The organism is Rhodococcus sp. PML026, assembly GCF_000963615.1.
Taxonomy (GTDB): domain Bacteria; phylum Actinomycetota; class Actinomycetes; order Mycobacteriales; family Mycobacteriaceae; genus Rhodococcoides; species Rhodococcoides fascians.
Genome location: NZ_KQ031370.1, coordinates 474,092 through 487,583 on the forward strand (window position 1 = coordinate 474,092; position 13,492 = coordinate 487,583).

The 13,492-nt window shown below is 63.9% G+C and carries 17 protein-coding genes; 6 read left to right on the forward strand and 11 right to left on the reverse strand.

Annotated elements, in window-relative coordinates; all coding sequences use genetic code 11:
- Positions 1 to 14 precede the first annotated feature (14 nt).
- Positions 15 to 317: a helix-turn-helix domain-containing protein gene (locus VF34_RS06730; RefSeq protein ID WP_045841141.1), complete on the forward strand. Its 303-nt coding sequence runs from the start codon at positions 15 to 17 to the stop codon at positions 315 to 317.
- Here the strand turns inward: VF34_RS06730 and VF34_RS06735 are convergent.
- Both VF34_RS06735 and VF34_RS06740 read right to left on the reverse strand, forming a co-directional pair.
- A complete protein-coding gene (locus tag VF34_RS06735; RefSeq protein WP_032383043.1) occupies positions 275 to 904 on the reverse strand; it encodes a ClpP family protease in 630 nt (209 codons plus the stop codon). The two genes, VF34_RS06730 and VF34_RS06735, sit on opposite strands and share 43 nt — an antisense overlap.
- Positions 901 to 1,509, reverse strand: a complete 609-nt coding sequence (locus VF34_RS06740; protein WP_032366937.1) for a ClpP family protease — start codon at positions 1,507 to 1,509, stop codon at positions 901 to 903. Before VF34_RS06740 ends, VF34_RS06735 begins: the two co-directional genes overlap by 4 nt.
- A 98-nt stretch (positions 1,510 to 1,607) precedes the next feature.
- Here VF34_RS06740 and VF34_RS06745 point away from each other — a divergent pair, with 98 nt between their 5' ends.
- Both VF34_RS06745 and VF34_RS06750 read left to right on the forward strand, forming a co-directional pair.
- Positions 1,608 to 2,075 (forward strand): SRPBCC family protein, encoded by a 468-nt coding sequence (locus VF34_RS06745; RefSeq protein WP_045841142.1) that lies wholly within the window; start codon positions 1,608 to 1,610, stop codon positions 2,073 to 2,075.
- A gap of 107 nt (positions 2,076 to 2,182) precedes the next feature.
- Complete coding sequence (locus tag VF34_RS06750) at positions 2,183 to 2,632, forward strand: YdeI/OmpD-associated family protein (RefSeq protein WP_032374962.1); 450 nt, start codon at positions 2,183 to 2,185, stop codon at positions 2,630 to 2,632.
- A gap of 38 nt (positions 2,633 to 2,670) precedes the next feature.
- Here VF34_RS06750 and yczR read toward each other — a convergent pair whose 3' ends face one another.
- The 6 genes from yczR to VF34_RS06780 form a co-directional block, all read right to left on the reverse strand.
- Positions 2,671 to 4,134 carry an aminotransferase-like domain-containing protein gene (gene yczR, locus VF34_RS06755; protein ID WP_032374963.1) on the reverse strand — a complete coding sequence of 488 codons (1,464 nt, stop codon included), beginning with the start codon at positions 4,132 to 4,134 and terminating at the stop codon, positions 2,671 to 2,673.
- Between the two features lie 391 nt (positions 4,135 to 4,525).
- Complete coding sequence (locus VF34_RS06760; RefSeq protein WP_045841229.1) at positions 4,526 to 5,146, reverse strand: TetR/AcrR family transcriptional regulator; 621 nt, start codon at positions 5,144 to 5,146, stop codon at positions 4,526 to 4,528.
- A gap of 10 nt (positions 5,147 to 5,156) precedes the next feature.
- Positions 5,157 to 6,371, reverse strand: coding sequence for an NAD(P)/FAD-dependent oxidoreductase (locus VF34_RS06765; RefSeq protein WP_045841143.1), 1,215 nt, complete (start codon positions 6,369 to 6,371; stop codon positions 5,157 to 5,159).
- Positions 6,368 to 6,541: a rubredoxin gene (locus VF34_RS06770; protein WP_027495558.1), complete on the reverse strand. Its 174-nt coding sequence runs from the start codon at positions 6,539 to 6,541 to the stop codon at positions 6,368 to 6,370. The genes VF34_RS06765 and VF34_RS06770 overlap by 4 nt, the downstream gene beginning before the upstream one ends.
- Positions 6,538 to 6,702 (reverse strand): rubredoxin, encoded by a 165-nt coding sequence (locus VF34_RS06775; RefSeq protein ID WP_027495559.1) that lies wholly within the window; start codon positions 6,700 to 6,702, stop codon positions 6,538 to 6,540. The genes VF34_RS06770 and VF34_RS06775 overlap by 4 nt, the downstream gene beginning before the upstream one ends.
- Entirely contained in the window at positions 6,702 to 7,925 is a 1,224-nt protein-coding gene (locus tag VF34_RS06780) for an alkane 1-monooxygenase (protein WP_045841230.1), read from the reverse strand. Before VF34_RS06780 ends, VF34_RS06775 begins: the two co-directional genes overlap by 1 nt.
- 771 nt (positions 7,926 to 8,696) lie before the next feature.
- Here VF34_RS06780 and VF34_RS06785 point away from each other — a divergent pair.
- Positions 8,697 to 8,915, forward strand: coding sequence for a hypothetical protein (locus VF34_RS06785; protein WP_027495561.1), 219 nt, complete (start codon positions 8,697 to 8,699; stop codon positions 8,913 to 8,915).
- A 98-nt stretch (positions 8,916 to 9,013) separates the two neighbouring features.
- On the forward strand, positions 9,014 to 10,123 hold the full coding sequence (locus tag VF34_RS06790) for a diguanylate cyclase (RefSeq protein ID WP_045841144.1): 1,110 nt from the start codon (positions 9,014 to 9,016) through the stop codon (positions 10,121 to 10,123).
- A 69-nt stretch (positions 10,124 to 10,192) separates the two neighbouring features.
- Here the strand turns inward: VF34_RS06790 and VF34_RS06795 are convergent, their stop codons facing one another.
- On the reverse strand, positions 10,193 to 10,915 hold the full coding sequence (locus VF34_RS06795; RefSeq protein ID WP_032366928.1) for a hypothetical protein: 723 nt from the start codon (positions 10,913 to 10,915) through the stop codon (positions 10,193 to 10,195).
- Between the two features lie 44 nt (positions 10,916 to 10,959).
- Positions 10,960 to 11,469 carry an alkane oxidation protein activator PraA gene (gene praA / locus VF34_RS06800; RefSeq protein ID WP_032366927.1) on the reverse strand — a complete coding sequence of 170 codons (510 nt, stop codon included), beginning with the start codon at positions 11,467 to 11,469 and terminating at the stop codon, positions 10,960 to 10,962.
- Between the two features lie 423 nt (positions 11,470 to 11,892).
- On the opposite strand from praA, the gene VF34_RS06805 reads away from it, so the two are divergent.
- The gene (locus VF34_RS06805) at positions 11,893 to 13,122 is read left to right on the forward strand and encodes an EAL domain-containing protein (RefSeq protein WP_082079171.1); all 1,230 of its coding nucleotides are present in this window, start codon (positions 11,893 to 11,895) and stop codon (positions 13,120 to 13,122) included.
- Between the two features lie 144 nt (positions 13,123 to 13,266).
- On the opposite strand, the gene VF34_RS25520 is transcribed toward VF34_RS06805, so the two are convergent.
- Positions 13,267 to 13,488 (reverse strand): ANTAR domain-containing protein, encoded by a 222-nt coding sequence (locus VF34_RS25520; RefSeq protein ID WP_032406160.1) that lies wholly within the window; start codon positions 13,486 to 13,488, stop codon positions 13,267 to 13,269.
- Positions 13,489 to 13,492: the final 4 nt, after the last annotated feature.

Here is a 13,492-nt window from a genome sequence, read left to right on the forward strand (position 1 = left end):
CTTAGGCTCCGATCATGGGCGAGGTCATACGAATCGATGAGCGCCGAGCAGCACGCGCAGTGGAACCGCTGTGGCGTGAGGTGGTCGGTCGCCGGCTGCGCGAGCGCAGACACTCCCGCGGCGACACGCTCGCCGACACGGCGGCGCGCGCAGGGATTGCACCGCAGTATCTTTCGGAGCTCGAACGCGGCCGCAAGGACCCGTCGAGTGAGATTCTTGCGGCCGTCGTCGGGGCACTCGGCACGTCGATGGCCGAAATTTCAGGCCTGGCGCATCACGACCTGTCCCGCGGCAATGCGACGTTGATGGCTGCCTGACGTCGTCCCTCGAGGACTTGGTCGACCAGGCCGTACTGCAGCGCCGACGGAGCCGTCAACACCAGGTCACGGTCTGTGTCGTGCCGAATCTTCGCGGCATCGCGTCCGGTGTGTTTCGCCAGGATCATCTCCATCTCGGCGCGTACCCTGACGATCTCGTCGGCGGCGAGAATGAGATCGGGAATGGTGCCTCGCCCTTGCCCGGCAGGCTGATGCAACACCACCCGGCTGTGCGTCAACGCCGAACGTCGACCCGGCGCACCTGCGGCGAGCAGCACCGCGCCGGCCGCCACTGCCTGCCCCACACATGTTGTGGCGACAGGGGATCCGATGAACTGCATCGTGTCGTAGATCGCCAACATGGCCGCAGTATCGCCGCCCTCGCAGTTGATGTACATGGAGATCTCCTGATCGGGCGAGTCGGCCTCGAGATGCAACAGCTGCGCGATCATCGCATTCGCAACACCGGCATCCAGTGCGGTACCGAGGTACACGATGCGTTCGCTGAGCAGATGCGAATAGACGTCGACGACGCGTTCGCCGCGCGAATCACGGGTGACGACATTGGGAATGGTGTACGTACTCATCGGGCCATCTCCATCCCGAACGACACCCGACGCGCAGGCATGACCTGATCGAACGAACTGACGATGGCGTCGACGAACCCGTAGTCACGCGCGGCGTCCGCGGTGAACCAACGATCGTGCAAGGAGTCGTCGAATATTTGTTCTCGTGTCTGCCCGGTGTCGTCGGCGATGAGGCCGAGCACCGTATCGCGGGTATGACGAAGATCGTTGGCCTGCACCTCCACTTCGACAGCAGAACCGCCGATGCCGGACGAGCCCTGGTGCATCAGAATCCGCGAATGCGGTAGCGCGTAGCGCTTTCCGGGTGTGCCCGACGACAGCAGGAATTGACCAGCGCTGCAGGCCAATCCGAGTGCCAACGTCGAGACGTCGCAGGGAATCAGGTGCATCACGTCGCGGATCGCGAGCATGGCAGGCACCGATCCGCCAGGGGAGTGAATCCACAGGGCGATATCGGCCGACGGATTCTCGGCCGCCATCGTCAACAGATGGGTGGTGAGGACGGTGCCGTTGTCGTCGTCGAGTGGGCCGTCGAGCACGAGGATTCGATGACGTAGGAGTCGGTCGCGCAGTTCGGGTGGGAACATTCGGGGTGTCTCGCTCATAGTTCGAGTGTGAACTCCAATAGCGCTGTGTGCCAACGATTCTGCTGTCGGCAGCGACGCTGCTCAGAGCTGCGCGACGCTCGAGGGACAATGGAGGCATGACCACACTCGAATTCTCCGATTCCGTCGTCGTCGCCGCATCGCCCGAGGATGTCTATGCCGTCGTATCCGACGTCACCCGAACAGGTGAATGGAGCCCGATCTGCCAGGAATGCTGGTGGAACGAACCCGACGGCGGCGGTGTGGGATCGACGTTCACCGGACGCAACGTCACTCCCGACCGCACCTGGGAAACGGTCTCGACCGTCGCAGCGGCCGAGCCCGGACGCGAATTCGCGTGGGTCGTCGGCGACAACTTCGTGCGCTGGGGATACACACTCGAACCGGTGGACGGCGGCACCCGACTGACCGAGAACTGGAACTTCCTGCCCGACGGCATCTCTCTCTTCCACCGCAAATTCGGAGACTCCGCGCAGGAGCAGATCGACACCCGCAGCAAGGCCGCGCTCGACGGCATTCCGCGCACCCTGGCGGCAATCAAGCGCATCATCGAATCGGAGTCCTGACAGGCAGGTGCGCTGGCTGTCCACTTTGTGCGTCGGCGTGCGGGAGAATCCGCCTGTCGACGCGAATTGTGGACACTCAGCCCTGTAGTCGCGCCTATTCTGTGCCGATGACGTCCACGGTTCTTCAACTGACCACGGTCCTCGAGCCTCGCGGCCCAGCGGCTGCGATCGTGCTGACCGACGCCCAGGTCGCGTCACTCGGCAGCACCAAGACGCCGCCAGTGCGGTTCACGATCGGTGGGCAGACGGTGGCAGGACGCATCGGGCGCATGGGCGGGGAGAACCTGCTGGGCCTGAACAAAAGTGTGCGCACCACGCTCGGAGTCGAGGCCGGCGACACCGTCGACGTGACCATCGAACTCGACGACGAACCGCGCACCGTCGAGCTACCGGCCGAGCTCGCCACTGCACTCGACGCCGAACCTGCGGTGCGCGCAGCATTCGACGCACTGTCTCCGTCGAAGAGAAAAGAACACGCACGATCGGTCGCCGACGCCAAGCGCGCCGACACCCGCGACCGACGCATCGCGTCGATCGTCGAGGCTCTTCGGCCCTGACGTACCACCCGGCATTGGGGCGCGGGTGTCAGCGTCGATCAGACCACTGTCGCGGGCCTGTTCGATGCGATGACCTCCGTCGGCCTGTCCGTCGCAGACAGGCGCGCGAGAATATCTACAGCCGAGGTGATGTCGGGAAGTGAACGAGTGAAGGGGATGCGTTGACGGTCGTCGAAGGCATATCCCGTCCCGAATCGTAGTCCGGGTGCCAGCAGCACTCCGTGCGACTGAGCTTCGGCGACAAGGGCACTGGATCGAAGACCGTCGGGCAGGGAACACCATAATGCGAGCCCGCCGTCCGGAACGCGGAAGTGCCAATCGGGCAATCGATCTCGTATCAGAGCAACGGTGTGATCACGTGCGACTCTCGATATGTCGGCGCGCACTCGGCGTACCTCGTCGTATTTGCCCATCAACTCGACCGCAGCGAGTTGATCGAGAATGGACGTCGAAAGTTGGCGTCGCGCATAGGTGGCGGCGATCCTCGCCAGTAGCCCTGCCTCGGCGCGAACCCACCCGACTCGCAGCCCACCCCACACCGTCTTGCTCGTCGACCCGATCGTCACCGTCGCACTATCCGGCGTTGCCGCCCCGAAGGGTTCGATGTCGCGCGACCCGTCGAGGGACAGGTCCGCCGCTACCTCGTCGACGATGGTCAGTACTGCGTGGCGGTGCATTGTTGCGGACAGCTGTCGGCGGGTGCCGAGGGGGAGTCGAGCTCCAGATGGATTGGAGAAATCGGGCATGAAATAGGCCAGGGTCGGTGCGCTTTGACGTGCGGCCCGGTCTGCGGCCGACACGAACGCCTCGGTCTCGTCCGGGTCGATGGGCACCGGGATGCATCGGCCGCCGAGTGAGTGGACGAGTTCGACGACACCCGGATACGTCGGGTGCTCGACCAACACGCGGGCGCCCGGCTCGGTGAATGTCGCCAACACCGCATGGATGGCGTCGGTGGCACCGGAAGTGACGAGAATGTTGTCGGCAGTGGTCGGGACCCCACGCCCGCGGTAGTAGGTGGCGATCGATTCGCGGAGCTCGAACAGCCCGAGTGGGGCATAGCCGCCGGACGCGAATCGGCCCTGAATCCTTTCGGCCGCGGTTCTGTACGCATCGGCCAGCAGGGGAGAAGCCGACGGTGACGCGTTGACCAATTCCACTGTCGCGCTGTCACGATCGCCCGCGAGGGAACTCCACGCCGGCATCGACCCCGTCGGGGAAACGTATGTGCCCGAGCCCCGTTGGGCGCTGATCCAGCCACCTTCACGGAGGTGGCGATAGGCCGACGCCACCGTGACCCGACTGACGTCCAGACTGATCGAGAGCGCCCGCTCGGCGGGTAGCCGCGTCTGAGCCGACACCTCGCCGTTCTCGATCAACCGCCGCAACTCGTCGGCGATCTCGAGGTAGAGCGGACCACCGGATCTGTTGCGCAGCGTCGACGGGCCGATACGTGCGGCCAACTCTGGGGCCGAGATCGCGGTGGCGTCGAACGAGTCCATGCAGTCCACTGTCGCACACTGGACTGAACTATTCACGGTAAAACCAGTCCATTGTTGTCGCATGATCGCAATTGGAGCTGTATTGGCCTTGTCATTGGTCGGCGCGGGATGGACCGTGGTCGCCCTACGGGAGGGAGGGAGAAGCGCGCCGACGGGCCCTCCGCGCAGTCGTGTGAACGTCGACTGATGTGGCTGTGCTGCAGCAAACGCGCGCGCATTCGTCAGACGCGGCCGAGTTTGCTACCGATTCGGGGCCTATTTCGCTCGCACCTGGCAAACGCGCGCGCGTTTGCGAGATCAGCGGGGGTGGGTGCGAGATCTGCGGGGTGGTGCGAGATCTGCGGGGGTGGGTGCGAGAACTGGGGGTGGGTACGAACTATGGGCGCTGAGGTCAGTTGCCGTCGGCGATGGAGTCGATGAACGGCGTCAGCAGCAGGGCGAGATCGTCTGCGGCAGAGGCGACATCGTCGGGCGGCTCGGGAATGTAGCTCAGGGCCAGGCGCACGATGGACTTGCTGATGACGTCGGCTTGTCGTGCACTTGCGCCCACCCATCCACGCTGAAATGTCTCCGCCAGACGCTCGCCCGCACGGTCGATCAGCACCTCACTGTCGGTGGTGATCAGGCGCAGAAGATCCTCCGGCGCGTCGCCGCTGTGCAGAGATCGGACGAGTGGATCCAGACCGCTCAGCTCGAAGAACGACGAAAAGCCCTGTCTCAGAGCGGCGGACGCATCGTTCTCGTGTTGGTACAGCGCGGTCTCGCACATCGCGACGAACGCGTCCGTCAATCTGATGGCGTACCCCTGTGCGACGCCGCGTCGCGAACCGAACTCGTTGTACAGACTCTGCCTGCTCAACCCCGCGGCCTTGGCGATGTGGCTCATCGTGACGTTGCGCCAGTTGCGCTCGTGCAACAACTCGCGCAGCGCATCGAGCGCCACATCGCGCGCCAGAGTGGACGCGGCTTCACGGTATCGACCGGGAGTCGACGTCTGTTCGGCGGCGGGCATGAACACGACTCTATCGAACGACCGCATGTGGCCTGTCCAGCCAACCTTCTTCGAGACTGTTCCGATCGACGGGGCCCTCGCTCGCGATGAGGGTGCGAACCTGCCGGATGTCCTTGGGATGACCTACCCCGATTGCCCCGACGAGCCTGGCGTCGCGCACCGCGCAGGCCGTGAACCGACGGCTTTCGATGGAGCCGCGCACCACGAAATACTCGTCGTGTGCATCGGTCCACCCCGCGAATTGCAGGTTGACGCCGTGCTGCATGGACCATCCCCACGGGACATCGAGAGCACCGACGTCGAGACCGAGGATGGATCGCGCCGCCCGGGTGGCTTGATCGACGGCTCCGTTCCAGTGCTCACTCCGATACGTCCCGCCGAGTACCGAGTTGGGAACTTCGGCGACGTCGCCCGCGGCGTAGATGTTCGGTCTCGACGTGCGCATGCCGGCGTCGACCAGGATTCCCGACGCGGTCTCGAGGCCCATGTCCGCCCCGAGCTCGATGTTCGCGACCGAGCCGACGGACACCAGCACGGTGCCGGCAGACCATGAACGACCGTCCGCGGAGGTTGCGAGAACGGTGCCGTCGGCCAGCTTCTCCAGGGCGGTCACGGCGACGTCGGTGTGCATCGTGACGCCGTTGTCGGCATGCAGGTCTCGGTACATCTGCGAGATCGCGGCCGGTGCGATCCGGTTCAGCGGAGCCGATGCCGCCTCCAACACCGTGACCTCGGCACCGAGCGATCGTGCCGCTGCCGCCGCCTCGCACCCGATCAGGCCGCCGCCGATCACCAGCAGTGATCTCGTGCGGACGATATCGGCCTGCAGCGGGGCGACATCGGCTGCGGTGCGAAGGGTGAACACATGCTCGGCACCCGGTAGGTCGAGTTGCCGTGCACGAGAACCCGTTGCCAGCAGCAGGGCGTCGTACGGGACCGGAGCTCCCTCGTCCAGGTGCACCTCGGAATCGGTGACGGCGGTAGCCGTGACGCCTGTGCGTACATCGACCCCGTCGATGGCTGCACCGAGCTGAACCTGATCGACCGATTTCGTACCCAGCAGCAGTTCCTTGGAGACAGTCGGTCGACGGTACGTGGTCTCCGGTTCGCTACCGACGATCGTGATGGATCCGGTGAAACCCTCGGCGCGAAGCACTTTGGCGGCGGTGTATCCGGCGGCCCCGGTGCCGACGATCACGACGTTGCCGGGTTGGCGAGCGGTCACCCGCGCTCGACCTCGACCATCTCGAAATCGGCCTTGGCCGCACCGCAGTCGGGGCACGACCAGTCGTCGGGAATGTCGTCCCAACGCGTGCCGGGTTCGATGCCGTCCTCGGGCCAGCCGAGCTCTTCGTCGTACTCGAATCCGCATTGCACACAGCGATAAAGCTTCATTGCTTGCTCCTGAAGTCGATTTTCTCTCGGACGCCGCAGTCGGGGCACGGCCACTCGTCGGGTACCTCGGACCACGGAGTTCCGGCCGGGAAGCCCTCGCGTGGTGCGCCCGCGGTCTCGTCGTAGACGAACTCGCACACCGGGCATTCGTAGACAGCCATCACTTCGCTCCGTAGGCAGCGAGGATCTTCTCCCGCTTGGACGGCTGGATGTTGACGCGAGTGATGTCGCCGGCGTAGTGATCGAGAACGCGGTGATCCATCACCTTGCGCCACACGGGCGGGAAGTAGGCCAGCGAGATCATGCTTGCGTAACCGCTCGGCAGGTTGGGTGCTCCGTCCATGCTGCGCAGAGTCTGGTAGCGCCGGGTGGGGTTGGCATGGTGATCACTGTGTCGCTGAAGGTGATACAGGAAGATGTTGGTCACGATGTGATCGGAGTTCCAGCTGTGCTCGGGGGTGCATCGCTCGTAACGGCCGTTGTCCTTCTTCTGGCGCTGCAGGCCGTAGTGCTCGAGGTAGTTGACCGTTTCGAGCAGCGAAAAGCCGTAGATTGCCTGAACGACCAAGAACGGCAACACGATCGGGCCGAACGCAACGGCAAGGACCGTGTAGAGGACGACGGACATCAGCCACGCGTTGAGTACGTCGTTGTGAATACTCCACGTGCTCTTGCCCAGTCGCTCCATGCGAGTCTTCTCGAGTTCCCAGGACGACCGCAGGCTTCCCCACACGCTGCGGGGGAGGAAGGCCCAGAAGCTCTCACCGAACTTGGAGCTCGCCGGATCCTCGGGAGTCGCGACGCGCACGTGGTGACCGCGGTTGTGTTCGATGTAGAAGTGGCCGTAGAACGTCTGTGCCAGTGTGATTTTCGACAGCCAGCGTTCGAGGTCGTCCTTCTTGTGACCGAGCTCGTGCGCGGTGTTGATGCCCACGCCGCCCATGACACCGATGCTGATGGCCAGGCCGATCTTCGAGAGCAGCCCCAGACCGCCGTCGATGCCGAGCCACGAGAGGTTGTCGGCGGACCAGAGGTAGCAGGCGAACACCAGGCTGGCGAGCTGGAACGGAATGTAGGCGTACGTGCAGTAGCGGTAGTACTTGTCTTCCTCGAGCGCCTTCATCACCTCGTCGGGCGGGTTGTCGCCGTCCGGTCCGAAGAACCTGTCGAGGATCGGGAGCAACCCGTAGACGAGCAGCGCGCCGATCCACCACCAGACCGGCGCCACGGCGTTCCAGCCGAGTTGGTTGAAAGCCCACACCAGGCCGGTTGCCAGAAACACCGCCGTCGGCGGGATCAGGCCCATGAGCCAGAGGTATCGCTTGCGGTCGTGCCACTCGTCGACGGGCGCCTGTGCCTGATCGTCGACATTCGATGCCGTCATCGTCACTCCTCGTGTAGGGCGGATCACTGTGCTGTGGACAATACGCGCAATTTGTATCCCGTGTGTACAAATAAAGATATTTGTACATCAGTGGATGGATTGTTGCGGCAGTCACAGTGTCACCGTTTGGACGAATCGGCCTGCTACCTTCCGACTCGTTGTGATCGGTCACGAATGGTCACGGCACTCGCAGGTTCGTCTGTATCCCGTCGGGGGTACTTCACATCAGGAGTAGTTATGGACGCATTCATCGCCAAGATCATCGTCGACGTCATCCTCGGGCTCATCGGCAGCGGAAGTGCCGAGAGCGGCAGCACCGCAGTGAGCGCAATCCTCGGATCCTGACCCGAAGGGGCTGCGTCGGCGAGAATGCCGGCGCAGCCCGCAGAGCGTCAGTGGCGAAGCGGTAGGAGTGAACGCGGGGCATCGCCGCACACGCTCGATGGCGAACAGCTAGAAGCGGCCCTCGGCGATGGCGAGTACGACAAGAGCGATCGCCGCGATAATGAGTATTGCTAAGAGTGCCAACTGGATTGGGCTGGTCGAGCCTGGTGGCCGAACGCCGTTCGGACCCCTTTTCTGGAGCATGGCACAGACTGTAGGTCACTTTTCGGGTTTGTGCACAAGTTGGATGGTACAAACCGACCAATGTGCCGATATGATTCGCACACCTGTTCGATCGGGAGTAGAGTTCGAGTCGGTGGAGCGAGGAGGGAAGCCTTGCTCCACCGCTCCTACATATGACACCCGAGCGAGTGGACGGTGACGGCGATGGACGACGTGTTGCGCAAGGTAGCGGAGCTCAAAGCACTGGTCGCCGAGCTCGAGGCCCTCGACCGCCAACGCGTCGGGATGGGTGACCGGCTGGTCGATCTCGAACATTACTTCCGCCGAGCGGGTTGCCCCGAGTTGTCGCAGCAGGCACTCGACGCGTTCGTCGGCACCTATGCCGGCCGAGTGCTCGAATTGGCGGACGGCATGCGCGGCTGACGCCTGCCGAAGACATCTGCCGTTCGCGTACCAGGCGGTATCTTCTGTGGTTCACTGGTTGATCCAAGTCGGGACACGAGGAAAGCCGCTCGAGATACGTGAACAGTCTGCGCGAATGGTGGGCACTTCCAGTCGACTACGGATGGAACGTTGCCTTCGCGCGCTCGCAGCAGGCGCTCGAGATCACGAAGATCCTCATCGGCCTCTGGTGCTGGCTGTTCGGCGCGGCGGCGGCCATCGGGTTGGTGGTGCCGGGCCTCGCCGAAGGCAGCCTGGGTACGGCTGCACTGTGGTTCACCGTCGCCACGACAGTCCCGGTCGGGGTCGCCTGGTGGGTCGGTGGCTGGCCGAGCTGGCAGATGTCGATCGCCTTCGTCTTCTACGCCGACGTCGTCCTCGCTGCCGTGGTGCTCACCATCGGTGTTCCCACGACGGTTCTGCCGACAGCCGCTCTGTTCACCGTCATCGGCAGTTACGTCGTCGGGTTCCACGGTCCCAAGCTGCTCACTGCCCACTACGGTTTCGCCTTGGTCACGACCGCGGTGCTGTACGGCTCGGCGTTGGTGTCCGAACCCGAACTACGGTTACTGGCCACGGTCTACCTGGTGATCTTGATACTGGTGATGTTCTCGGCACCGCTGATCGTGCACACGTTCATGATGATGTTGCGACGCGATGCCACCGGCGCGTTCTACGACCCCCTCACCGGATTGCAGAACAGGAGGGGATTCGACGCGGCGATCGGGAACCTGCGACTTCGGCCGGGATCGGCAACCGGGATGACGGCCGTGGTGATGGACATCGACAACTTCAAGGCCGTCAACGACCGATACGGCCATCTGCAGGGAGACGCCGTGATCCGGCTGGCGGCGTCCCGCATCCTCGACGTGTTTCCGGCACCCGCCATCACCGTTCGACTCGGCGGCGAAGAGTTCGCCATCATTGCCCTCGATGACCGTGACTCGGTTGTCGCCAGCGCTGAGGTACTACGAATTCGACTGTGCAACGCCACCGATCGCTCCCCACTGACCGCCTCGATAGGCGTCGCGCATGCGATTGTCGACGCGCGAGAGATCGGTACCGCAGTGGAAGAGTTGCTGGGTCGCGCGGACCGGGCGATGTACCGGGCCAAGGGGCTCGGCGGCGACCGCGTCGCCCTGTCGGAGGGCGAGCCTCGATCGCCGCGGCCGGCCGGCGAGCCGCACTGACGAGCGACGGCGTCGACCGATCCCGCTACTGGAACCGGTCGACGCCGTCAACGAAGTCGAAATATGGTGCTACAGAGCAACCTTGGCCGCGATGGCCTGCTGCGTTCCGACGTCGAAGACCGGGTTGGTCAGGTGCACGTCGAGGGTGTTGTTGGGGCCGGCGATGAGACCGTTGAGCAACGAGGTGTACGTGCCGCAGTTCTGGAACTGCGGAATCGTGTACGTGCCCTTCACATGGGTGTCGGCCTCGTTGTTCTGAATCAGATCGATCGCGTCGAGGGCACCGGTCAGATTGGCGGTGGTCTCGCTGGTGACGCAGTTGCTACCCGGGGGAATCAGGTCGAGTGCCGCCGACCCGGACGATCCGGTGCCGCCGATGCCGAGGGGCTTGACGGAGTCGATGCGAATCTTGAAGCTCTGCGCGACATTCAGCTCCAGCTGCGGTGCCTCGGCGGGACCGCCGGCTGCAATGGTGCCGGAGACCGGAGTGGCGTCGACGATCGAGATGGTGAAGTTGGCGAGCGTCGCCGGGCCGAGCTTGAGATCGGCCGACGCCTGCGGCAAGGCAAGAGTGCCGGTCACCGTTCCGCCGACGAGGTCGACGTCGGTGGCCAGAGCGGTTGTCGGGAAGACCACCGGCTGGCCGGTCTTGGCGATCACGGTCGTGGTGTCGGCCTGGAACGTGATGGGAAGGGTGTCGGCAGCGTTGGCCGGGCCGGCGACCAAGGTCGCCAGAGCGACACTCGACGCCAAGGCCGTCGCGGTGACGACGGCTTTGTTACGGATCTTCACGTGCTCTCCTGAATATTGTTGTTGTGCTGGAAAGGGATTGGCGATCAGGACAAGGTGAATGCCGGGTTCGGCTGCACCGACAGGCTGTTCACCGTGCAGTTGCCCGACATCGGCTGGTTGCTCGACGTCAGAGTGTTGGTCATGTTGTCGAACGAACCTGCGAGCGTTGCGGGCCCGCAGTTGTAGCCCAGAAGCGAGAAGCCGACGTTCGAGACCTCACCGGTGGTGGAGCTGGTGGGAGTGAGGGTCCAGGGCAGGTTCTTCAGCTGCGGCAGACCGCAGAGGCGGTTCGATCCGCTGATCTTCGCGTCGGTGATCGACGCCGACGAGCCGTCCGCGCTGGTGGATCCGGACAGGGTGATCGAGCAGCTGACGGGTACCCCGAACGAGGCCGGTGTGGTGACGACGATCGTGCCGGGTGCGGTGAAGGCGGTATTCGCCGGTGAGATGGTGGCGGCAGCGGCACTTCCGGCGCCGAGGGTGGCCCCGGCAATGGCGACTGCAGCAGCGACAGTGGTGAACGTTCGGGTACGGGACGGCAGGTTGAGCGTCATCGATCCTCCAAGTCCGAGCAGCTTCCGGCTCCCAGACGGGCATCCGGTGGCTCCGGTGCTCCGGCAGCCGGAACGAACATTAGGACGACGAAATGGATGTCGGATATGTTCTTTTGCAAGACAGTGACAAGTCACAATCCGGTCGGTATGTTTGTTGTAAGTCTTGGTATTGATTTCGGTCGGCACCTCGGAAGGTATGCGCTTCATGGGTTTTCGGCCCGTTTTTCCTGGGGGAGTCGGCATCGTGGGCGCGTCGGACGCTCATCTGTGGCGTTATCGAACCGTTATGGTTCGTTACCGAAACGAGACGCGCCGTATTGCTTCGGTGACACCTGAGTCGTTCAAGCTGGCGTCAGCGAGAAAAGACGACCCGAAGAGGTTTGAAACAGATAGCAACCCCTGCGTTACGGGGGTGGCTTTTTCATGTCAAACTATGGTGTGACGTTCGCGCTGGCCGAAGTTGGTTCAACAGTCGACACGGACACGGGAGAGTTGACGGTGCAGCCGCATTTCGCCCCGGTCTGTCGACTGGACAACGGTGCGCTGGCGGCAATCGAAGTACAACTGCGCGGCCCGAAGGATGGGCCACTCGCCTCCGCCGATGCACTGAAGCGCGCTGCTCGCGCCATGGACGCCAAGCGTGAACTCGATGTTCTCGCGTGGGGAGTGGCCCGGCTGGAAAGCGCCGTTCGGCTGCCGATGCTGGTCTCGATGGATGTCGACTCGCTCGCAGCACTCGACGAAGCCACCGAAGAACAGTTGCGTCGCGACATCGTCGTCGTCACCGAGGCGGCACTCGTGGACAGCCCGGCGCGCACACTGGCCGCGATCGACAAGGCACGTCGCGACGGAAAAGTGGTTGCCGTCGACGACGTCGGTCGCCGACCGCAGTCCCTGACGCTGCTGCCGCTCATCGAACCCGATGTCATCATTCTGTCTTCCTCCATGGTCTCCACCCGGCCCGATCTGGCCACCGCCCGTACGGCGCACGCGGTGTCGGCTCAGGTGGAGCGAACCGGTGCCGTGGTCGTGGCCAGCGGAGTCGACACCGCCGTGCACCGCAGCCGGGCACTCGGTCTCGGTGCCACCTACGGAGTGGGCGAGCTGTACCCGGCTGCTCAGACGACGGAAGAGTTGCCGGCCGACGCCGCGGAGATCATGCCGCCGTTCCCCACCTGGAGCACCCCCGCCACCGCGCTGGAGTCGCCGTACGCAATTGCCGCCGCAGGCAAGGTCGCTACGCGGAGCACCAAGCGTCTGTTGGTGGCCATGAGCACGTCCCTGGAGATGCAGGCATCGGCATCGGGCCCGGAAACATTGGTACTCGGCACCTTTCAGCGGGCCGAGCATTTCACACCGACCAGCCGTGCGCGGTGGGTGTCGATGGCGGAGCAGATCTCGTATGCCGGCGTCTACGGCGTGGGGATGGGCTACGTGCAAGAGGGCGGCATCGTGCACGCCCCGCTCGACCCGACGGACTCACTCGTCGAGGAGTGGAACGTGGTAGTTCTCGGCCCGCATTTCTGCGGAGTGCTCGCTGCCATCGACCTACACCGGGGCGAAGCCGATGCGGATCGTGAATTCGACTATGTGATGTCGTACGACCGCGCCACCGTAGTCCGTTGCGCCCGTGCAATTCTCGCGCGCTTCTGAACCGTCGAGTCGGCGGTGTGCGTACTGGATGTTTCGGGCAGCCACGGCAGGGCATACGGCACAACAGGTGATGAAGTAGTCCGGACTGCCACATTGCTCAGACCCCGTACGTTGAAAACACAGCGTGCGGGGTCGACTTGTCGGTCAGGGCAACTCGGACATCTCGTGCACGAAATCCAGAGCGATGTCGTGCACTTTGCGATTGGCACGTTGCGACCTCTCGACCAACAAAGCGAACGCCTCGTCGGCAGTGATGCGGTGCACCGCCATCAGGATTCCCTTTGCCTGTTCGATCGGCGCGCGACGCGCCAACGCGTCCTGGAGATCGAGCGGGCCCTCGATCCTCGTCACGTGCGCTGTGCTCATGCAT